Below are 19,837 nucleotides of genomic sequence, written 5' to 3'. Positions count from 1 at the left end.
GCGGACATGACGGACACCACCCCCGACCCCGAGACCACGGATCCCCGGCACGCGCACCGTGAGGACGGTTTCCCCGACCAGCGGCAGGATCAGCCGGGACTCACCGAGCAGACGAGGCCAGAGCCGGATCACGGTGAGAACACCTACGCCGGCCACGGACGCCTCGAGGGCCGTCGCGCGCTCATCACCGGCGGCGACTCCGGTATCGGTCGGGCGGTGGCGATCGCCTTCGCACGCGAGGGCGCCGACGTGGCGATCGCGCACATGCCGGAGGAGCAGGACGATGCGGAGGACACGCTCGCCCTCGTCCGCGAGGCGGGGCGCACCGGGGCGGGATTCGCGGGAGACCTGCGCGACGAGGCCTTCGCGACCGGCGTCGTCTCCGATGCACGCAGCGCCCTCGGCGGACTCGACGTGCTCGTGCTCAACGCCGGTTACCAGCACGACATCGAGGGATTCGAGACCCTGTCGACGGAGCGGATGCGGCGCGTGTTCGACACGAACCTTGCCGGGCTGCTGTTCACCGCCCGCGAGGCGTACCCCGACCTCGAGCCGGGCGCCAGCATCATCGTGACGGCATCCGTCCAGGCCTTCAACCCCTCGCCGGGACTCATCGACTACGCCATGACCAAGGCCGCCCAGGTGGCTTTCGTGAAGGCGCTCGCCGAAGAGGCGGGTCCCCGGGGGATCAGGGTCAACGCGGTTGCTCCCGGCCCGATCTGGACTCCGCTCATCCCGGCGACCGGGTGGGACGCGGAGCGACTCGCGACATTCGGTGCCGACACGCCCCTCGGTCGGGCGGGGCAGCCGGCAGAGCTCGCGGGGGCGTACGTGTACCTCGCGTCGACGGAGTCGTCCTACACCTCGGGATCGGTGATCGCGGTCACGGGTGGGAAGGCCCTCTGACGCGGGGCCGCCGACGCGGTACCCCTGGCGGGTGAGGCGCCGGGCGCCGACCTAAGCTTGTCTGGTGCACAAGCCCGCCGCCTCCGGCCCCCTCGTCGGGGTGGCACTCGTCATCGGATCCTGCCTCTCCCTCCCGTTCGGTGCGGCGGTCGCTGCACAGCTCTTCCCCGTGCTGGGGCCGTGGGGCGTGACCTCCTTGCGGGTCGCCATCGCGGCGCTCCTGCTGGTCGTCATCGTGCGGCCGAGACCCGGGAGGTGGACGCGCGCAGTGGCTCGCCGCCGTGCTGTTCGGCGTCTCGCTGGCCGCGATGAACGGCTTCTTCTACGCCGCGATCGACCGCATACCGCTCGGCCCCGCGGTGGCGATCGAGTTCCTCGGACCGCTCGTGCTGGCCGCCGTGCTCACACGCCGCCTCGCCGACGCCGCATGGGTGGGAGTCGCCCTGCTGGGCATGGTCGTCCTGGGGGTCGACGGTCTCATCGGGGCCGAACCCCTCGACCCCCTCGGCGTCGTGTTCATCCTGATCGCCGCGGGGTTCTGGGTCATGTACATCCGGATGAGCGCACGCGTCGGGGCGCTGATCCCGGGGAACAGCGGTCTGGCCATGGGACTCGTGGTCGCCGCCGTGCTGCTGATCCCGGTCGGGGTCCCGGCGGCTGCCACGGTCGCGATGGACCCGCAGCTGCTCCTGCTCGCCGCGGTCACCGCTGTGCTCTCCTCGGTGATCCCGTACAGCTTCGAACTCGCGGCGCTGCGACGTCTTCCCCAGCGGGTGTTCGGCGTGCTGCTGAGCCTCGAACCTGCCTTCGCCACTCTGGCGGGCTGGCTGATCCTCGGGCAGGACGCCACGCCGCTGCGCATGCTCGCCGTTGCCCTCGTGATCGCCGCGAGCGTCGGCACCACGCTCGGTGTCCGGAGGGACCGCCGAGACGGCGGCCCCTCCGGACCCTTCACCGCGCCGATACCGCTGCCCGACTGACCGCAGGCGTCGGCAGCGGATGCCGGCGGCGCAGGATGACGCGTTGCACGAGCGTCCACACCACCGTGACCGTGAGGTAGAGCGCCGCAGCGAGCGGGACGAACGCGGCGAACACGGCCGTCAGGTAGTGCATCGCCGAGACCACGCGCAGCATGGTGGGGAGTTCAGGGGTGAGTCGTCGCCTTCGACCGGCGTGGGCCGGAACACCCGGCGCGTGACCTCGGCGACCGCGATCATCACGGCGAGCAGCACTCCGTACACGAGGAACGTCGCGGGCGTCGCCGTCCCGCCGAAGAGCGCCGACACCAGGCTCGTGCCGAGCGGGGCGCCGAACAGGTCGTGAGCGAGGAGCTCGTTCGGGTGCCCGGCGATCTCGGGGCGGAGGAACAGCGTGTAGAGGATGCCGACGACGGGGGCCTGCGCCAGCACCGGCAGCATGCCGGCGAAGGGAGAGGTGTTCTCGGCGCGGTACAGCGCCATCATCTCCTTCTGCAGACGCTCGGGGTTCTTCTTGTGGCGGCGCTGCAGCTCACGCAGCCTCGGGGCGAGGCGCGCTCTGGTCTGCTCGGCCTTGGCCTGGGAGATGCCGACAGGGATGAGCAGTGCCCGCACAATCAGGGTGACGAGCACGACGGCGAGTGCCGCGGCCGATGCCCCGGCGACGGGGGTGAGGAGGTCGGAGAGTCCGGTCAGCGCACCATAGGCGGCATCGAGGAGGGCGGCGAGTGGGAGAAAGGCAAAGAGGTCCATGGAAGTGTCCGTTCGTGGTGTCGGGAGGGTCGGCGAAGGCCGCGCTGTCCCGAATGAACGGACTACGCGGCGGTCGCGACTCCCGGCGCCCGAGGGCGGGGGTGACCAGCGGCATCGGGGTCGCTCTGCGTGAGGAGCGTGCCGACGTCGATCGCCCGCAACGGATGCGGGGAGTCGGCAGAGGCCTCCGGTCGCACGCTCAGCACGATCGCGAGCGTCAGGGCCGTCACGGCGAGGAGGGCGATCGCGAGGCCGAGAGCCGCGGCGTCGGGCATCGAGACGAGGCCGAGCGCGGTCGCGACGAAGCTCAGCATCTGCCCGAACCACTCGCTCATGTGCGCGCTCCCTCCTGCAGCGAGGGTAGCACCGAGACGTCACCCCCGATCGTCACGGTCGACCGCGCGGGTACGCCGCGGGCGTAACGTCGGAGGCATGACCGAACTTCGCGCCCTGCTCGGCATCGAGCACCCTCTCATCCTCGGCCCGTTCGGCGGGCTGTCCTCGACGAGGCTCACCGCCGCGGTGAGCGATGCGGGCGGACTCGGCTCGTTCGGTCTGTACGGCTACGACGGCGACCGCATCCGTGCCACCGAGGCCGAGCTGCGTGCCCTGACCGGTCGGCCGTTCGCGGTGAACATCTGGCTCCCTCGCGGCGATGAGGTCGAGCCCAACCCGCAGCACACGATCTTCGCGCAGGCGCTCCAGCCGTTCTACGAGGCGGTCGGCGTCGAGTTGCCTGCCCGCCCCGAACGATACGTCCCTTCGCTCGACGAGCAGCTCGACGCGATCTGGGAGATCGAGCCCGCGGTGCTCAGCGTGGTGTTCGGGGTGCCGTCTGCCGCCGTCGTCGCGGAGGCGCATGGCCGCGGCATCCGGATCCTCGGCACCGCGACGACCGTGGCGGAGGCGGTCGCGCTCGCCGAAGCGGGAGTGGATGCGGTCGTGGCGACCGGAGCGGAGGCGGCGGGGCATCGCGTGTCGTTCCTGCGTCCGGCCGAGGAGTCGCTCGTCGGCACGTTCGCCCTGATCCCGCAGGTGGTCGACGCGGTCGACGTGCCCGTGATCGCCGCCGGGGGGATCGCCGACCGGCGCGGAGTCGCTGCGGCATTCGCGCTCGGCGCGGCCGGAGTTCAGGTCGGGACGGCATTCCTCGCGACCGCCGAGTCGGCTGCGACCGCGGCGCATCGCGATGCGATCCGCTCGACAGCGGCCGACGAGACCGTGCTCCCGGGCGATGAGCGGGCGCCTGGCTCGCGGCACGCGCAACCGTGCGGTGCGGGCGATCGAGGCGAGCGGCACGATCGCCCCCTTCCCGATGCAGAACTGGCTCACCGGTCGCTTCCGCACCGCGGCGGGGGAGCAGAACCTCGGTGAGCTGCAATCCCTGTGGATGGGCCAGGCCGCCCCGCTCGCCCGATACGACACCGCATCCGAGATGTTCGCGGAACTCGTGGCGGGGGTGCCGGAAGGCCGGGCCCGCTGATCCGCATCCTCGACCGAACTCGACGAGGGTATCGAGGAGAACCGGAACCGCGGGGGACTCCGTCTAGAGGATGACCGTGGACTTGCCGTGCACGATCACCCGGTCCTCCGCATGCCACTGCACCGCGCGGGCGAGCACCAGACGCTCGACGTCGGCGCCGCGGCTCTGCAGCTCCGCCGCCGACTCCGAGTGGGTCACGCGGGTGACGTCCTGCTCGATGATCGGGCCCTCGTCGAGGTCGGCCGTCGCGTAGTGCGCGGTCGCGCCGATCAGCTTGACGCCGCGATCCTTGGCTCGCGCATACGGGTTCGCGCCGATGAACGCGGGCAGGAACGAGTGGTGGATGTTGATCACCGGTGCCTCGAGGCGGGTGATGAAGTCGTCGGTGAGGATCTGCATGTAGCGCGCGAGCACCACCAGGTCGACGTTGCCGCGCAGCAGTTCGAGCTGACGCTCCTCCATGGCCGCCTTGTCGCCGGACGGGATGTGCACGAACGGCACACCGAACGAGCGGACCGACTCGGCGAGATCGGGGTGGTTCGAGACGACCATCGTGATGTCGATGTCGAGCTGGCCGCGCTGTGTGCGCCACAGCAGCTCCATCAGGCAGTGGTCGTACTTCGACACGAAGATCGCGACGCGCTTGCGCCGGGCGACGTCGTGCAGCGACCACTCCATGCCGAAACGCTCCGCGACGACCGCGATGTCGGCCTCGAGGGCGGGACGTGCGGCGGCGAGGCCGTCGAGGTGGATCACGGTGCGCTGGAAGAACCGTCCACCCTCCGAGTCGGTCGAGTGCTGGTCGAGCGAGATGATGTTCGCCCCGTGCTGGGCGAGCACACCGGCCACGGCGGCGACGATGCCGGGCTGATCGTCGCAGGCGATGAGCAGGCGGGCGGTGTCGGGCTGAGACATGGGGGCTCCTCGAGGGTGTGCATCGATTCTGCCGTGGATGCACACCGGGGGGCGAATCGCGGGAGCCCACTCGCTACTCTGAGTCTCGTGGAAGCGAGCGACCTCGGCCTGGTGCTGATCCCCCTGCTGGCTGTCGCCGCGCCCCTGCTCGCCCGGGGTGTCCGGCCGGTCGTCCGCGTACCGATCGTGGTGTTCGAGCTCGTGCTCGGCATCCTCGTCGGTCCTGCCGTGCTCGGATGGGTCGAGCCGGGGCCGCTGCTCGAGAAGCTCAGCGACTTCGGGCTCGCGCTGCTGTTCTTCGTCGCCGGCACCGAGATCGACTTCCGTCAGGTGACGGGGAAGCCCCTCGCTCGGGCCTCGCTCGGGTGGCTCCTCAGCGTGCTGCTCGGCATCGGGCTCGGGTTCTTCTTCGCGCCGGGCGAGGGGATGGTCGTCGTCGGCATCGCCCTCAGCTCCACGGCGCTGGGCACGCTGATGCCGATACTGCGCGATGCGCGGGAGCTCGACACGCCGTTCGGCCGCGCGATCAGCACGGTCGGGGCGGTCGGGGAGTTCCTGCCGCTGATAGCGATCTCGATCTTCCTGAGCACCCGGACCACCCCCATCGCCACCGCCGTGCTGCTCGCCTTCGTGGTGCTGGCGGGTCTCGCCGTCCTGCTCGCGCACCGTGTTCCGCACGGGCGGCTGCATCGCATCGTCCGAGCCACGTTGCACACGTCCGATCAGTTCGGGGTGCGTTTCGTCATCCTTCTGATCGCGGCTCTGGTCGGCCTCAGCGTGATGCTCGATCTCGACATGCTGCTCGGCGCGTTCGTGGCGGGCGCGGTGTGGCGGATCATCATGGCGCGTGCGCCGAAGGAGTCGGCGGAGCAGGTCGAGAGCAAGATCGAGGCGATCGCCTTCGGCTTCCTGGTGCCGATCTTCTTCCTCTACACGGGCGTGACCTTCGATCTGCAGGCGCTGCTCACCTCGCCGGCCGCACTCGCCCTCGTGCCGATCTTCCTGATCGCGCTGCTCGTCATCCGCGGTGCGGCGGCGCAGCTGTCGGCTCCGCAGGGCATGAGCGTCCGCGACCGTGCGGCGCTCGGACTGCTCGCGGCGACGGGCCTGCCGATCATCGTCGCGGTCACGGCGATCGGCGTCGACCAGGACATGCTCGATACCGGAACGGCGGCCGCACTCGTGGGTGCCGGCATGCTCTCCGTGCTGCTGTACCCGTTGATCGGGATGACCCTGCACGGCGATCGCGCCGAGGTCGTGGGTCCTCCGCGCGCGGGTGAGTCCGTGCAGGGGGAGCTGTGACGACGGCGTCGGCTCAGCTGACCGCGGCCGTGGGGAACCTCGCGGGCGCGCCGACGGAAGGCCTGGGCGAGCAGCGCGAATCGCGCTGGCGGGGGCGACGCATCGTGCGCGTCGGAGAGGCCTGGCACCTGGGCGTGCTGCTGCTGACCGAGACCCACGCGTTGGCGACCGCCGAGGTGCTGCGGGCCGCAGACCCGGGACGCCGCGGCTACACGGCCGAATCGGCGAGGGAGCGTGCCGAGCGCCGGGCGGAGGCTCTGCGCGGCGGGTTCGACGAGGGTGAGGTCGTGCACGTGGGGTGGAGCGTGATCGACGTCGATGCCGTGGATGCCGGGGCTCGTCCGGCCCGCTGGCACTGGTCGACGGGGTGCCGTCGGTGCGCTGGAGCGCCGCCGGGGGCTACATGCCGCTGGAGGCGTACCTGCGCGAGCGCGTCGCCCTGCTGCGCGGCTCGGCCGACAGCTGACTCAGGCGAAGGTCTGCGCGAATCGCCGCAGGAGCGCCGCGCCCTCGGTCACGGAAGCCGCGAGCACCTGCTGCTGCACCGCGTCGAACTCCTCCGGGTCGAAGTAGCCGGTGGTGCGGTAGAACGTCATCCGGTCGGCGAAGTCGCGGGGAGTGGGCTCCGGGTGGAACTGGGCCGCGTAGAGGTGCGTGCCCACACACGGTAGGCCTGCACAGGGCACACCTCGTTGGTGGCGAGCAGCACGGCACCGGGCGGGGTGCTCTCCGCGCTCTCCTTGTGTGCCGTGAAGACCGTGAGCGCCGGGCCGCTGGGGCCGAAGACGGGGTCGGCGGCGCCGGCTTCGGTCACGTCGATCACGGTGGCGCTCGCGGGCTCCGGGGTGTCGGTGACCACCTCGCCACCGAGCATGCGGGTCACGACGCCGATGCTGAAGCAGGTGAAGAACACGGCGACCTCGGCGTCGATGGCCGCGTCGGCCAGGGTGCGCAGGTCGGCCTCGACACGCAACTGCTCGGCGGACTTCTGCGTGTCGGAGACGTTGTACGGAGACCCGCCGACCACGACCCCGTCGTACCCGCGTACCCGCGCGATTTCGAGCGGCGTCTGCAGCAGGTCGAGCCGGTCGACCACGTCGACGCCGAGTGCCCGCCGGAACGATGCGTGCTCGGCATCCGCCGCCCCGAGCTCGGGGCGCACGCAGGACGTAGAGGAGCGAGGCCATCAGGAGATTCTAACGAGCGCGACGAACGTCGCCGGTCACCGGGAGGAGTTCGCGGTGCGACCGCGGACGATGCCGACGAACGTCTCGACGTCGGGCGTGGTGCGCTCGCGCGGCCAGACGAGAGCGACCGTCGAGGTCGGTCCGTCGGCGAGGACACGGTGATCGGCATCCTTGCGGTGATGCATCCGGGCGAGCGACATCGGCACGATCATGATGCCGACACCGGATGCCGCGACCGCGATCGCCTGGTCGGTCGGCAGCGCGGCGAAGCGCGCCGGTGTCGTCCCTGGCAGGTCGGGAGCCCCGAGCACGTCGTCGGTGAGGCCGATCACGACCTCGCCCGCCAGGTCGGCGGCCGTGAGCTCCTCCGCGGCCATCAGGTGCGAGTCGGCTGCGGCGACGACCACCGGGAGTTCGTCGTACAGGGGGATGATGTGCAGCGACTCGTCCGTCAGGGGCAGCCGCACCAGAGCGGCATCGACCTCGTCGAGGGCAGCGCGCTGCGTGGCGGCCTCGATCGGGACGAGTTCGAGCGGCACATGGGGCATCCGCTGCTTCCACGCGTCGATCCACTTGCCCGGAGTCGCACCGGGCACCGCGCCGAGTCGGAAGGTGCGCGGTGCCTCGGGTTCCGGGTGTGGGGCGTCGAAGACGACCTTGGCGGTCTTCTTCTTGGGCTTCTGCGGGGGAAACGCTCGGCCGGGGCGGCCTTGTTCCGGCGTACCGGTGTGCCGCGCCCGGCGCCCTTCGCGGGTCGTCTTCCCTGATTCGCCATGGGGTCAAGGCTACTCGGCGAGCGGACTCGGCACTTCTCGTCGCTCATCGGACGCCGCCGCCGACAGCGTGCGCTGCGCACGGCGGATCAGCCCTGCGGCGCCGCCGACGAGCAGCAGCACGCCGGCGGTGAGGAGGAGGAGCGTGGTGATCATGGGGGTGTCATGCCCATCAGGGCGTCCGCGATCGTCTCACGGCGGGTCGCGTCGGCGAGCTGGCCCAGCGCGACGGCGGCGATGGTCGCGAACAGCAGTCCCCAGATGATGGCCGCCCAGCGGGTGCGTGGTGGCGTGGTCGCATCGGTGGTCGTGGTGCTCATCGCTGGTCTTCCTTCTCGGGCTCGACGACGGTCACGGCGATCTCGCCGCTGGTCTGATGGATGGTCACGCGCTGCACCGTCGTCACGGGGGCGCCATCCGCGGTGATCTTCTCGGAGATCACCGACCCTCCGTCCTGCGCCCTGGCGGGCCAGGTGCCGTGACCGAGGATCTCCTCGTTCGTGGCGTCGACCCGCGTCCAGCGCGCCGTCGCGGTGTCGACGGTGGCTCGCAGGTCGAGCTCGACTCCGGGCTGCACGAAGATGTAGACCGTGCCGGTTCCCTTGTCGAAGACGATCGGCTCTGCGGCTTCGCCGGAGGGGCTCAGCGTCAGGAACACATCGCCGAAGGGCTGACGGATGTGCGCCGGCCCGTCGTTGCCCATCACCACGCTGTTCGCCAGCGTGAGTCCGGGGAAGGCGGCGAACCCGCCGGCGATGAGCCCGCCGACCAGGGTGACGACGGTGGTGAAGGCCAGGAAGCCGCTGCGGCGACGGAAGGCACCGGCGACCACCATCCCGAGGGCCAGGATGAGGGCCGCGGCGAGGAGGCCGAGCGCGCCGCCGACCGTGTCTGCGCCCGCGCCGAGTCCGACTGCGGCACCCGTGATGATGGCGAGGCCGATCATCGTCGCGGTGAAGGCGAACCCGGCCCGCGGGTTCGACGCTCGACGGATACGGCGGCGTTCCGTGGCCTCTGCGGCGAACACCGCTGCTTCGGCCTGACGCTCGCGGCGCAGTTGGTCGCGGGCGGCGCGCTCGACGTCCTGCTGCTGGCGTCGCCACGCCTGGTCCTGTTCCCTCCAGGCAGCGTGCTGGGCACGCCAGGCATCGAGCGCGGCCGGGTCGTGCGAGCCGGGAGGCAGGGGAGCCGGAGGCGCGGGTGGAGTGGCGGCGGTGAAGGGGGCCGGGGGCACATCGGGGATCGTGTCATCTCTCGATACGCTCGGGCTCCCGGCGTCATCGGCGTCGGCGTCGGTGCCGCCCGCAGAAGGCTCCGCGACGGGTTCACCGGCCACCGTGTACGCGCCATACGGAAGTGTGGCGTCCGCCCTCTCGGCGACACCCGAATCGCCGAGGGGGACGGACGCGGCCGGGGCCGCCTGATCTGCGGAAGCCATCGGCAGATCAGGCGCGGAAGCACCCGGGGTGCGGCTCGCAGCACGCACGATCAGGAACAGCAGGACGGCGACGAGCACGAGCCCGACGATCCAGCTGAGGAAGGACAGGGCGGACCAGCCGTCGTAGCCGAGACCGAAGAGGCGGCCGGCGAGCGGCGCGGTCGGGAACAGCCCGATGACCGCCATCGCGAGGATTCCCCACTGCACCGGCTGGTAGTCGCGACGCAGCAGGTCGCGGACGTGCACGCGGCCGTCGACGTCGGGCAGCAGCGCCCAGGCTGCGGCGTACAGGAAGATGACCGGAAGGCCGAACAGCGCCGCGACCACGAGGACCCCGCGCACGATCAGCGGGTCGATCCGCAGTCGTGCGGCGATGCCTGCCGCCACACCCCCAGCCAGCCCTCGGTCCGTGCGACGCCGAGACCGGCCACCCAGAGGAGGAATCGCTCGGCGCCACGGGGATGCCGGTGCCCGCTGTGCCGGTGGCCGGAGCGGCGTGGTCGGCAGGGGGTGGTGGCGCGGTCGGAATCGTCATGCTTCGATCCTGGCGGCAGCGTGTGCTCGCTGCCATGGGGGGAACCCCTGAGCGACCCCTGATTCTGCGCCAGGGAGGACCCGGGCAGGGCAGGCGGATGATTGGATGGCGTCATGTCCTCTTCGGCGCACGCTTCTGCGCGACCTCCGCGCGTGGCGGCGCCGCCACGCCCGCCGCTGACCCGCGATCGCGACTGCCTGGTGGCCGGCGTGAGTGCTGGTCTCGCGCGTCACCTCGGCGTGCGCGTGGGCTTGGTGCGGGCGCTGTTCATCGCGCTCACCCTCTGCGGTGGCGCCGGCATCCTGCTCTATACCTGGTGCTGGGTCTTCACGCCGTGGGCCGAGGGCGAGAGCGCCCCGACGAGGCGGATACCGGTGGCCTGGCTGCTGCTCGCCCCTGCCGCCGTAGGGATGCTCGTCGTGCTGGCCTGGCGTGGGGGCAGCGACTGGCTGAGCGGGTCGATCCCGCCGACCCTGGCCGCTGTCGTGGTGGGCGGCACTGCCGCGCTCGCGACCGGTGCCGGGCTGTGGGCCACCCTCGTCGACCGCACCGATACGGCCCGTGGGCCGCGGCACACGTTGACCGTGCGGGTCGTCTCGATCCTGCTGCTCGCGCTGCTGTTCACGGTGTTGCTCTCCTGGCCGGTCGCTCGGTCAGGCGTTGCGCTGGTGCTCCTCCCTCTCGCGGGGCTCGCGGCCGTGGCCTCGTCGGCGCTGATACCCCGCTGGCGCGAGCTCTCCGGTGAGCGGGTCCGCCGCATCAGGGAGGAGCAGCGCAGTCAGATGGCCGCGCACCTGCACGATTCGGTGCTGCAGACCCTCGCCCTGATCCAGAACAGGGCCGGGGCCTCCAGCGAGGCCGCTCGGCTCGCACGGGCGCAGGAGCGCGAGCTGCGGGCCTGGTTGTACGACGGCGACGCCCCGGCCGACAGCGACCTGCCGACGGATCTGCGCGACTATGCGGGGGCGCTCGAACTCGACTACCCCGTGCGCATCGACGTCGTCTCGGCCGGCCTCTCGGCCGAACGCGCGAGCGGCGAGTTGGCGGCAGCGGCACGAGAGGCGATCCTGAACGCCGCGCGGCACGCGGGAGGCGAGATCTCGGTCTACATCGAGGGCAGCGCGACGAGCGTCGACGTGTTCATCCGTGACCGTGGTGCCGGGTTCTCGCTCGATGACGTGCCGAGCGATCGACTCGGGGTGCGGGAGTCGATCATCGGCCGGATGCGTCGCGCCGGTGGATCGGGAGCCGTGCGCAGCGACGAGCACGGCACCGAGGTGCATCTGAGCATCACCTCGGGCACCCACGGCGAGAGATCGGCCCCTCGCCCCGCATCCACTCGGGAGGAGAACCGTGGCTGACAGCATCCGCGTCGTGATCGTCGACGACCACTCCATCTTCCGCTCCGGTCTGCGTGCCGATCTCGATGCGAGCGTCGACGTCGTAGGTGAGGCGGCGGACGTGCCGTCCGCCATCGCCGTGATCGGCGCCACCCAGCCCGATGTGGTGCTGCTCGACGTGCACCTGCCGGGCGGTCCCGGCGAGGACGCGACCGGGGGAGAGGCCGTGATCCGCGGTTCGGGGTCGACCGCGGCACGGTTCCTGGCGCTGAGCGTGTCGGATGCCGCGGCCGATGTCGTGCGGGTGATCCGCGCGGGGGCGAGGGGATACATCACCAAGGGATCGTCGGGCATCGAGGTCAGCAAGGCGGTGCATGCCGTGTCCGACGGCGATGCGGTGTTCTCGCCGCGACTCGCCGGGTTCGTGCTCGACGCGTTCGGGGCGGTGGCGGGCGAGACCGCGACTGCGACCGATGAACTCGACCGTCTCTCGGCGCGCGAGCAGGAGGTCATGCGGCTGATCGCCCGCGGCTACGCCTACAAAGAGGTCGCCTCCGAGCTGTTCATCTCGATCAAGACGGTCGAGACCCACGTGTCATCCGTGCTGCGCAAGCTGCAGCTCTCGTCGCGGCACGAACTCACCGCCTGGGCGTCGGAGCGGCGACTGCTGTAGTCACCGCGTGGCGGTTTGGTCAGGCTGCGAGGCGCGGTGAGCGGAGTGCGATCACGCCGAACGCGGCGCGGTCAGGCTGCGAGCCAGAGGCCCTTCTGGTCCGTCGCGATCGTGAGACCTGCGGCGACGGTCTCGTCGTCGCCGATCCTGGCGCCGCGGACGATGCGTGCTCCGGCGCCGACGTCGGTGCGAACGCCCACGTACGCGTGGTCGCCGATCGCGGCTCCCTGACCGATGTGCGCGTGGGCGTCGACGAACGCACCCTCGCCGATCACGGCGTCTTCGTCGATCCAGGCCCCGCGGGCGATGGTCGCCCCGGCCCCGACGCGCGCACCCGGTTCGATGTAGGCACCCGCCTCGATGTGCGCCTTCGGATGCACCTTCGCGCCATGCGCGACGAGACCTCGGCCGTTCGCGTGCTTGCGGTACCGCAGCGTCGCGCCCTGGTCGTTCTCGATGTCGACGTAGTTCTTGCCCACGATTCCTCCCGTGCTCCGGAGTTCTCCGGATATATCAACAACCACGGCTGGGGCGGATTCATTCCCTCGGATGGATGTAGGGAATGCGGTGGGAGGCTCTGTCCCCCAAAGAGGGGACAGACAGTAACAGGTAACATTTTATACGGTTGGAGTCCTGCGAAAAATAGGAGGTTCGCATCATGAAGATCTACTCACATGCAATCGCTGGAGTCGCTGTATCGCTTTTGGTCGGCGTGATTGCTGCGCCTATGGCGCAGGCGACGGAGATGCCGACCAGCGCCGAGGTCTCCCTTGAACAAGCCGCGCTGGCTCCGGGGGCATACGAGTTCGAGATCGAATCGACAACCGGTGCCAGTGTGACCATGTCATATCGACTCGGCAGCGACTTGACACTGCAGCAGCACGGAGACATTGTTGCGATCCACTCGAACACCACAGGGGAGAGCAGCGCATTCCCGACCACGTTGACCACGAGCTCCGGCAAAACGGTCGATGGGGCCTGGGCCATGGAAGAAGGGGGCACACTCACCTTCACCTTTACTCCAGCGGGGGCGGCGACGGACGGATCAGTCATCACACCTCGCGCGGGTAACTATTGGGACTGCGTGAGAAAGACCGCGATTGGCACGATGGCTGGCGGAGTGATCGCGGGATGCGTGGTCGGAATCGAAACGGGGTGTGTGCCTGGCGCAACACTTGCTGGCGTTGGTGGATTCCTCGGAGGGACCGTCGGTGGACTCATCCAATGCTGAACAGCAGCCGCCGGAGGGATCTGCTCAGAACAGCGGTGTTCCGCCGAGGATGAGCACCAACTCCCCACCCGCCATCTTCATCGCCGGCCTTGTGAGCATGCCCGTCGCCCTCATGCTGTGCCTGCAATATGTACCCGTACCCCTCGCATGGCCCGCCGCGATCACAGGCGTCATCATGCTCGGCTTCGCCACCCGCTGGCTCACTGCACGTCAAGTACGAGAAGAAGCAGATCGAGCGAAGCGCGCGAAGTCGATCCCCCCGGACTAGACAACTCCTGCGACGATCATGGCGTTCCGGTGAAACCCGATCGGGCTGTTAGCGTGGTGCAGCTGCGTGCCCTAGTTCGCTGAGGTCGCCGCGGAACCGATCACCTTCGCGAGATCCTCAGGACGGTTCCACATCGGCCAGCGCCCGGTCGGGAGGTCGATGACCTCGAGATCGCCGAGGGCATCGACCTCGGCGAACATGGGGTGCCCGGCTCGTGCGAGTTCCAGCAGCTGCACGCTGGGGATGGAGCAGCAGACCAGGGTGGTGGGGACTCGGCGGCGCACCTCGTTCGTGAGCTCGACGGGCTGCGGAGCACGGCCTCCGGATGCCGGTCGAGCACGATGCTGAGCGGAGCGTTGGCCCCGCTGTGGCCCACGAGCACCACGGGCCGCTCCGCCGAGACCGGGGAGCGTGAGGGCGATCGCGAGAGCGCCGAGGGACACCAGGCGCTCCCTTACCTCGTCCCAGGCCCACGCACCGAGCCAGTGGCCCGCGATCAGGATGATGGTCGAGTTCCGACTTTCTGTCGTCATGCCTCGATGCTCGCAGCCGCTCCGGACAGCTGTATCGCACTACTCCTGTCATGAATTCCACGAGGCCCCGACGGTGAAGTGATCCGACCGGCTCCATGCCCTCACGGAGATGCTGCGCCGCAACGGCACGCGCGGATACGAGGCGGAGCGCCTCGCCACCGAGTTCGAGGTATCGGTGCGGACGGTGAAGCGAGACCTCGCCGCGCCCAGGACCCGGTGGTGGGTACGGATTGGCGTCGAGTGCATCCCTGCCGCCGGTCACCCTGTCGCCGGCGCAGGATCCGCTGCACCTCCCTCGCCGGTGCCACGGCCGCACGTGAGGTCGAGCCCGTGATGTTCGCCCCCACGAACGGCCAGTGGTACCTGGCCGGCTGGTGCCTTCTGCGCGACGCGATGCTCTGGTTCGTCGTTCCCCGCATCGAGCAGGCCCGCATGACGACCCGCGCCTGCAGCGGTCACACCGTTCAGGAGGTCGGGACCCCGCCGGCGGACGCCCCGCCGGTGCACGGGCGCCGCTGCGAGTGACCGATGCGGTCGAGGTGTCAGCGGCGCGGTGTCAGCGCTGGCAGACCGGGCACCAGAACGTGATGCGTTCGCGAGTCGGATCCGCGCCCTGCTCGCCACGGCGGATGAGGGTTCCGCAGCGGCGGCATGGGCGCCCGGCGCGGCCGTAGACCCAAGTGCCCTGACCAGGGCGATCGATGCCGGTGAAGGTCCGGTGGCGACGGTCGCGGTTGGCGCGGATGGTGCGCACTCCGAGCTCGAGGAGGGCGGGCACGTCGACCTCGGGTGTCGGCCGCGTCGGCAGGATCCCGCGCAGGAACAGGAGCTCTGCGGCGTATTCGTTGCCGAACCCCGCGACGTTGCGCTGATCGAGGAGAGCGACGTGGATGCTCCGCGTGTCGGCGCCGAGTCGTCGGATGGCCTCCGCGGCATCCCAATCGTCGGCCAGGGGATCCGGCCCCAGGTAGCCGACGAGCTGATCCTCGTCTCGGGTGGGGACGACCTCGATCTCGGCGATGTCGACGCCCACGGCCTCGTGCTCGTCCGTTCCGACGATCGCCCGGACCTTGAACGACGGGTGCCGCCACTTCTCACCCGGTCGATACACGAACCAGGCACCGTCCATGCGCAGATGGGAATGAAGCGTGCTGTCGCCGATGCGGGCGAGGAGATGCTTCCCGCGGGGCACGACGGCGTGCACGCGTTGACCCGTGAGGTCGAGCGTCGCGAACCGTGGCACGCGCAGGTCGAAGCGCGTCACATCTGCGCCGGCCAACGCCTCGTCGAGACGCCGTGCGGTGCGGAAGACGGTATCGCCCTCGGGCATCAGGGCGTCCCGTCGGCGGCGGCGGCAGGCGGAGGCGGAGGCGACTCGAGGTGCGGCGACTCGGGGCGCGGCGACACGGGGTGCGGCGACGGGGCCGGTGCGACGATCACGGTGCGGGCGAGCATGTCGCGCGCGAGCATCGTGCTCCCGGCGACCGCGGCCGGCATGACGGCGACGGCTCCGCCGGGGATCAGGAAACAGAGCTGGGTCGCGACACCGAAGCCGAGCACGCGTGCGCGGCTGCCGGAGAACAGCGCGGCCCGGTCGGCCGGACTCAGGTCGCGGGCGTCGAAGGCGCGTCCCGTGAGCTCGCGTGCGAGCAGCCGCCCGGTCAGGACCACCCCGGCGACGGGTCCGAGGAAACCGCCGACGGCAGGGATGAGTCCGATCAGCAGGACGCCGATCGCGATCAGGATGCCGAGCAGCACCAGTCGCAGCCCCTCGCCGAGGGTCGTCCAGAAGCTGCCACCATCGGCAGGCGGGGCCTCGCCGAGATCGAGCTCGACCACGTGCCAGATGCGCTGGTAGAACGGGTCGCCGATCGTCAGGGTCAGGGCGCTGAAGACGACGCTGGCGAGCGCCAGGGCTGCGGCCACCACCACGAAACCGACCGCGGCGCGCAGCAGCCCCTTCCACGGCTCGAGCCATCCCTCCGCGAACGGCGTCAGCCACGATGAGACCGTCGGCAGACCGATCACCAGTGGGACGAGAGCGGCCGCGAGCACGACGAGGGCGATGATCGCGGGGATCAGCCCGAGCACCATGAGCCCCGGCCGGGTGCGCCACAATCCGAACCCGCGCAGCAGGGTGCGGATGCCGGCGGCGAACTCTCGGATCATGGCTTCCAGCGTAGGTGCAGAGTCAGACGACCTTGCGGAGGGTGAAGCCGCGCGGAGTGGCCACGAATCCGGCCTCCTGTAGGGCGACGGCGAGCGGGGTGCCGTACACACCCTCGCCGTTGATCTTCTCGACGGTCAGGGTGTCGAGGCGTCGGGTGCGCGCCGTCGCGGCCAGGTCGGCGGCGGCGGCCCGCAGCACCTCTTCGTCGTCGCTGAACGACAGCACGGTGCGGCCGCCGCGCTCGAGGGAGAGCACGAGGGCGCCGTCGACCAGCACGACCAGTCCTCCCGCCTTGCGCCCCGGCCGGTGCGAGACGCCGTCGAGCTTGGGCCATCCGAGCGCCGCGCCGTAGGGATTCGCGGGGTCGGTCGCCGCGAGCGTCACGGCATGCCGGGGTGGTGGATCGGCGAGCCCGGCGTAGGTGCGCAACCGATCGACCGTGCCGGAGGCGGCGAACTGTGCGGCGCCGAGCTTCTCGATCACGTAGCCGCGGCGGCAGTGCCCTGCTTCTTCGAACCCGGCGAGAACGCGGTACGCCTGGGCGAAACCACCGGGAACGCCCTCGGCCTGCACGGCGCCGCGGGTGACCACGCCGTAGCGGTCGAGCAGGAGGCCGGCGGTGACCGTGGCCCTGCGCGCGGCATCCGTTTCGAGGGCGGGGAGCATCGACCAGCGTCCGCCGATCGACGTGGGGCGGGGTGCAGCGGAACCCGTGAGCGACATGCCCCGATAGGTGCGGGCACGCGGAGCCCTGCGCTTCACCTTGTGGGCTTGGGAGCCGCCGGCCAGCAGCGAGCGGATCGGGGCGAAGGTGTCGTTGGTGACGTAGCCCGACCACGTGAGCGACCACAGCGCCTCGAGCACGGACTGCTCGTTCTCGGCCGCCGCCATCTCTTTCAGCTGACTCGCGAAGTAGGCGCCGCCGACGTCGAGTGCGATGAGGATCCGTGACTCCAGCGAATCGGGAGCGATCTCGGCCTCGCGCTCGGGAAGGGTGAAGGGCGCGAGGTCGACGGGATGCATCGAGACCCAGCCGTCACGTCCCGGAAGGGTGCCGTGTCCGGACCAGATGACCTCGCCGGCGGCCGTGAGCTCGTCGAGCAGGGCGGGGAGTAGTCGCGCACCCTGGACGGCAGCACGAGCGACTCCCACGCGCTCGCGGGGATCGGCACTCCGGCGAACTGCTCGATCACGCTGAGCACCCCGTCGACGCCCTCGAGCGGTCGGCCGATGTGCTGCCAGTCGGGGAGGAAGCGCGCGTATGCCTCGGGAGACACCGGCTCGACCGAACCGCGGATCGCCGCGAGCGAGCGCATCCTGAGCCGACGCAGCACCTCGGAGTCGCACCACTCGATCGCGTCGCCGCTGCCCGCAGCCTCCGGCAGGAAGTAGCCGCTCGTGAGCCGTCCGGTCGTCTCCAGCCGCTGCAGGGTGTGCCGGGCCACTGCGGCGCCGAGGCCGAACCTCGTGGCGACGGCATCCGTCGTGAACGGGCCGTGCGTGCGCGCGTGGCGGGCGATCAGGTCGCCGAGCGGGTCGGCGACCGGTTCCAGGAAGGCCACGGGGATCCCGGTGGGGAGTGCGGCGCCCAGTGCGTCGCGCAATCGCCCAGCGTCTTCGATCGCGGCGACACGGTGCGCGCCGGCGATCGTCACCGGGATCGCCCGGCGCGCGCTCACGAGCTCGTCCAGCAGGGCGGAGGCGGTGGCCGCGTCGACGGTCTCGCTCGTCTCGCCGGCGATGCTCGCGGGGTCGAGGCGCAGGGCGACCTCTTCGGCGTCGAGGGGTCCGAGCATGCGCAGGAGGTCGGCGACCCCCTCGAGCCCGCGCGCTCTGCGATCGGAGTCGAGGCGCTGGGCCTCGCGCTCGAACTGGGCGATCACGTCGGGGTCGAGCAGCTCACGCAGCTCGACGGTGCCGAGGAGCTCGCCGAGCAGCGCGGGGTCGACCGACAGTGCGGCCGCCCTGCGCTCGGCGAGGGGTGAGTCCCCTTCGTACATGAAGGCGCCCACGTAGCCGAACAGCAGGTCTCGCGCGTAGGGCGACGGCTGGCCCGGTTCGGTCTCGACCAGCCGGATGCGGCGGTCGGCGATCGATGTCGCCAGCTTCCGCAGCGACGGGAGATCGTAAACGTCCTGCAGCACCTCGCGCAGGGTCTCGAGGATCACCGGGAACGTCGGATGCCGTCTCGCCACCTCGAGGAGCTGCGCCGACCGCTGTCGCTGCTGCCAGAGCGGGGTGCGCTTGTTCGGGTTCATGCGCGGCATGAGCAAGGCGCGTGCGGCGCACTCGCGGAACCGTGAGGCGAACAGGGCGGAACCGCCCACCTCCTGGGTGACCACATGCTCGAGCTCTTCCGGGTCGAACACGAACAGCTCGGCTCCAGGCGGCTCGGCCTCGGCATCCGGGATCCGCACGATGATGCCGTCGTCGCTCGCGACCGCCGACCCTCGACGCCGAGCCGTTCGCGCACGCGGGCGTTGATGGCGAGCGCCCAGGGCGCGTGCACCTTCATGCCGTACGGGGAATGCAGGATCACGCGCCAGTCGCCGACCTCGTCGCGGCCGCGCTCGACCGTGAGCGTGCGGTCGGTGGGGAGTGTGCCCGTCGCCTCGCGCTGCTCGGTGAGGTGCGCCATGAGGTTCGCACGTGCCTGCTCGTCGAGGCCCGCGTCGATCAGCCGCTGCTGCGCCTTCTCGGGGACGGCGGACGACACCTCCCGCGAGAACGCCCCCAGCGCCTCACCGAGCTCGAACGGACGCCCGATGCCGTCGCCATGCCAGAACGGCACCTTTCCCGGCTGGCCGTATGCGGGGATCACATTGACGCGGTCGTGGGTGATCTCGGCGATGCGCCAGCTGGTGGTGCCGAGGGTGAACACATCGCCCACCCGAGACTCGTAGACCATCTCTTCGTCGAGCTCGCCCACCCTGGCGCCCGTCGACTCGCCGGCGACGAAGACTCCGAACAGTCCGCGGTCGGGGATCGTGCCGCCACTGGTGACCGCGATGCGCTGAGCGCCGGGGCGCCCGGTGAGAGTGCCGGCATCGCGGTCCCACACCAGTCGTGGCCGCAGCTCGGCGAACTCGTCGGAGGGGAAGCGGCCAGCCAGCAGATCGAGCGTCGCCTCGTAGGCCGATCGCGGAAGCGACTGGAAGGGGGCGGAACGGCGCACGGTCTCGAACCACTCCTCGACGCTGATGGCGCCGAGGGCGCTCGCGGCGACCGTCTGCTGCGCCAGGATGTCGAGCGGATTGCGCGGCACCTGGATGGCCTCGATCTTGCCCGCCAGCATCCGCTCGGTGACGATCGCGGTGTGCAGCACGTCTCCGCGGTGCTTGGGGAAGAGGGCG

Annotated in this window: 23 protein-coding genes and 3 pseudogenes; 10 read left to right on the top strand and 16 right to left on the bottom strand. The window is 70.7% G+C overall.

The features are described 5' to 3' along the window. The first annotated feature begins 6 nt into the window (after window positions 1-6). Complete coding sequence (locus tag G4G29_RS16320) at window positions 7-906, top strand: SDR family oxidoreductase (protein WP_183150828.1); 900 nt, start codon at window positions 7-9, stop codon at window positions 904-906. Window positions 907-1,187: 281 nt separating this feature from the next. Then, window positions 1,188-1,886 carry an EamA family transporter gene (locus G4G29_RS16315; protein ID WP_244632108.1) on the top strand — a complete coding sequence of 233 codons (699 nt, stop codon included), beginning with the start codon at window positions 1,188-1,190 and terminating at the stop codon, window positions 1,884-1,886. On the opposite strand, the gene G4G29_RS22620 is transcribed toward G4G29_RS16315, so the two are convergent. The 3 genes from G4G29_RS22620 to G4G29_RS16305 all read right to left on the bottom strand — a co-directional run bounded on the left by G4G29_RS22620 (window position 1,858) and on the right by G4G29_RS16305 (window position 2,971). Continuing rightward, window positions 1,858-2,031, bottom strand: coding sequence for a hypothetical protein (locus tag G4G29_RS22620; RefSeq protein WP_244632107.1), 174 nt, complete (start codon window positions 2,029-2,031; stop codon window positions 1,858-1,860). The two genes, G4G29_RS16315 and G4G29_RS22620, sit on opposite strands and share 29 nt — an antisense overlap. Continuing rightward, the gene (yidC, locus tag G4G29_RS16310) at window positions 2,007-2,636 is read right to left on the bottom strand and encodes a membrane protein insertase YidC (protein WP_244632106.1); all 630 of its coding nucleotides are present in this window, start codon (window positions 2,634-2,636) and stop codon (window positions 2,007-2,009) included. Before yidC ends, G4G29_RS22620 begins: the two co-directional genes overlap by 25 nt. A 62-nt stretch (window positions 2,637-2,698) precedes the next feature. Next, the gene (locus tag G4G29_RS16305; RefSeq protein ID WP_183150827.1) at window positions 2,699-2,971 is read right to left on the bottom strand and encodes a DUF6412 domain-containing protein; all 273 of its coding nucleotides are present in this window, start codon (window positions 2,969-2,971) and stop codon (window positions 2,699-2,701) included. Between the two features lie 97 nt (window positions 2,972-3,068). Between G4G29_RS16305 and G4G29_RS16300 the strand changes: the two are divergent. Next, window positions 3,069-4,119, top strand: a pseudogene (locus G4G29_RS16300) (DUF561 domain-containing protein). A 63-nt stretch (window positions 4,120-4,182) separates the two neighbouring features. On the opposite strand, the gene purU reads toward G4G29_RS16300, so the two are convergent. Beyond that, window positions 4,183-5,034, bottom strand: a complete 852-nt coding sequence (gene purU / locus G4G29_RS16295) for a formyltetrahydrofolate deformylase (protein ID WP_047524587.1) — start codon at window positions 5,032-5,034, stop codon at window positions 4,183-4,185. Window positions 5,035-5,121: 87 nt separating this feature from the next. Between purU and G4G29_RS16290 the strand changes: the two genes are divergently transcribed. Both G4G29_RS16290 and G4G29_RS22615 read left to right on the top strand, forming a co-directional pair. After that, window positions 5,122-6,336: a cation:proton antiporter gene (locus tag G4G29_RS16290; protein WP_183150826.1), complete on the top strand. Its 1,215-nt coding sequence runs from the start codon at window positions 5,122-5,124 to the stop codon at window positions 6,334-6,336. Window positions 6,337-6,634: 298 nt separating this feature from the next. Continuing rightward, window positions 6,635-6,802, top strand: coding sequence for a hypothetical protein (locus G4G29_RS22615; protein ID WP_244632105.1), 168 nt, complete (start codon window positions 6,635-6,637; stop codon window positions 6,800-6,802). 1 nt (window position 6,803) lies between these two features. Here the strand turns inward: G4G29_RS22615 and G4G29_RS23570 are convergent, their stop codons facing one another. The 6 genes from G4G29_RS23570 to G4G29_RS16265 all read right to left on the bottom strand — a co-directional run bounded on the left by G4G29_RS23570 (window position 6,804) and on the right by G4G29_RS16265 (window position 10,169). Next, the gene (locus G4G29_RS23570; protein ID WP_274601193.1) at window positions 6,804-6,932 is read right to left on the bottom strand and encodes a hypothetical protein; all 129 of its coding nucleotides are present in this window, start codon (window positions 6,930-6,932) and stop codon (window positions 6,804-6,806) included. Then, on the bottom strand, window positions 6,929-7,498 hold the full coding sequence (locus G4G29_RS16280; protein ID WP_244632104.1) for a GMP synthase: 570 nt from the start codon (window positions 7,496-7,498) through the stop codon (window positions 6,929-6,931). Before G4G29_RS16280 ends, G4G29_RS23570 begins: the two co-directional genes overlap by 4 nt. A 60-nt stretch (window positions 7,499-7,558) precedes the next feature. Beyond that, window positions 7,559-8,119 carry a LysR substrate-binding domain-containing protein gene (locus tag G4G29_RS16275; RefSeq protein ID WP_183150825.1) on the bottom strand — a complete coding sequence of 187 codons (561 nt, stop codon included), beginning with the start codon at window positions 8,117-8,119 and terminating at the stop codon, window positions 7,559-7,561. A gap of 189 nt (window positions 8,120-8,308) precedes the next feature. Next, a complete protein-coding gene (locus G4G29_RS22610) occupies window positions 8,309-8,452 on the bottom strand; it encodes a hypothetical protein (RefSeq protein ID WP_244632103.1) in 144 nt (47 codons plus the stop codon). Beyond that, entirely contained in the window at window positions 8,449-8,616 is a 168-nt protein-coding gene (locus tag G4G29_RS22605; protein WP_244632102.1) for a hypothetical protein, read from the bottom strand. The genes G4G29_RS22610 and G4G29_RS22605 overlap by 4 nt, the downstream gene beginning before the upstream one ends. Next, complete coding sequence (locus tag G4G29_RS16265; RefSeq protein WP_274601247.1) at window positions 8,613-10,169, bottom strand: PspC domain-containing protein; 1,557 nt, start codon at window positions 10,167-10,169, stop codon at window positions 8,613-8,615. Before G4G29_RS16265 ends, G4G29_RS22605 begins: the two co-directional genes overlap by 4 nt. 213 nt (window positions 10,170-10,382) lie before the next feature. On the opposite strand from G4G29_RS16265, the gene G4G29_RS16260 reads away from it, so the two are divergent. Together G4G29_RS16260 and G4G29_RS16255 are read left to right on the top strand one after the other, a co-directional pair. Then, window positions 10,383-11,630: an ATP-binding protein gene (locus G4G29_RS16260; protein WP_183150823.1), complete on the top strand. Its 1,248-nt coding sequence runs from the start codon at window positions 10,383-10,385 to the stop codon at window positions 11,628-11,630. Continuing rightward, complete coding sequence (locus G4G29_RS16255; RefSeq protein ID WP_183150822.1) at window positions 11,623-12,282, top strand: response regulator transcription factor; 660 nt, start codon at window positions 11,623-11,625, stop codon at window positions 12,280-12,282. The genes G4G29_RS16260 and G4G29_RS16255 overlap by 8 nt, the downstream gene beginning before the upstream one ends. Window positions 12,283-12,353: 71 nt before the next feature. On the opposite strand, the gene G4G29_RS16250 is transcribed toward G4G29_RS16255, so the two are convergent. Further along, entirely contained in the window at window positions 12,354-12,761 is a 408-nt protein-coding gene (locus tag G4G29_RS16250; RefSeq protein ID WP_183150821.1) for a DapH/DapD/GlmU-related protein, read from the bottom strand. Window positions 12,762-12,940: 179 nt separating this feature from the next. Here G4G29_RS16250 and G4G29_RS16245 point away from each other — a divergent pair, with 179 nt between their 5' ends. Continuing rightward, complete coding sequence (locus tag G4G29_RS16245; RefSeq protein ID WP_183150820.1) at window positions 12,941-13,513, top strand: hypothetical protein; 573 nt, start codon at window positions 12,941-12,943, stop codon at window positions 13,511-13,513. Between the two features lie 339 nt (window positions 13,514-13,852). Here the strand turns inward: G4G29_RS16245 and G4G29_RS16240 are convergent. After that, window positions 13,853-14,314: pseudogene (locus G4G29_RS16240) on the bottom strand (hypothetical protein). Between the two features lie 109 nt (window positions 14,315-14,423). On the opposite strand from G4G29_RS16240, the gene G4G29_RS22600 reads away from it, so the two are divergent. Continuing rightward, window positions 14,424-14,648, top strand: a complete 225-nt coding sequence (locus G4G29_RS22600; protein ID WP_244632101.1) for an HTH domain-containing protein — start codon at window positions 14,424-14,426, stop codon at window positions 14,646-14,648. Next, window positions 14,555-14,839, top strand: a complete 285-nt coding sequence (locus G4G29_RS16235) for a WYL domain-containing protein (protein WP_244632100.1) — start codon at window positions 14,555-14,557, stop codon at window positions 14,837-14,839. Before G4G29_RS22600 ends, G4G29_RS16235 begins: the two co-directional genes overlap by 94 nt. Window positions 14,840-14,870: 31 nt before the next feature. On the opposite strand, the gene G4G29_RS16230 is transcribed toward G4G29_RS16235, so the two are convergent. The 4 genes and pseudogenes from G4G29_RS16230 to G4G29_RS22590 all read right to left on the bottom strand — a co-directional run. Then, on the bottom strand, window positions 14,871-15,644 hold the full coding sequence (locus G4G29_RS16230; protein ID WP_183150819.1) for an Fpg/Nei family DNA glycosylase: 774 nt from the start codon (window positions 15,642-15,644) through the stop codon (window positions 14,871-14,873). Next, window positions 15,644-16,483 carry an EI24 domain-containing protein gene (locus G4G29_RS16225; RefSeq protein WP_244632099.1) on the bottom strand — a complete coding sequence of 280 codons (840 nt, stop codon included), beginning with the start codon at window positions 16,481-16,483 and terminating at the stop codon, window positions 15,644-15,646. Before G4G29_RS16225 ends, G4G29_RS16230 begins: the two co-directional genes overlap by 1 nt. A 22-nt stretch (window positions 16,484-16,505) precedes the next feature. Continuing rightward, a complete protein-coding gene (locus G4G29_RS22595; protein WP_244632098.1) occupies window positions 16,506-17,507 on the bottom strand; it encodes a hypothetical protein in 1,002 nt (333 codons plus the stop codon). 434 nt (window positions 17,508-17,941) lie between these two features. Continuing rightward, window positions 17,942-19,779: pseudogene (locus G4G29_RS22590) on the bottom strand (ATP-dependent helicase); the annotation flags it as partial. Window positions 19,780-19,837 lie beyond the last annotated feature (58 nt).

The sequence above is a fragment of the Microbacterium sp. Se63.02b genome, assembly GCF_014171575.1.
GTDB lineage: Bacteria > Actinomycetota > Actinomycetes > Actinomycetales > Microbacteriaceae > Microbacterium.
The sequence above is the reverse complement of the archived record's forward strand: the minus strand, read 5'-3'. Positions and strand labels throughout refer to the sequence as shown.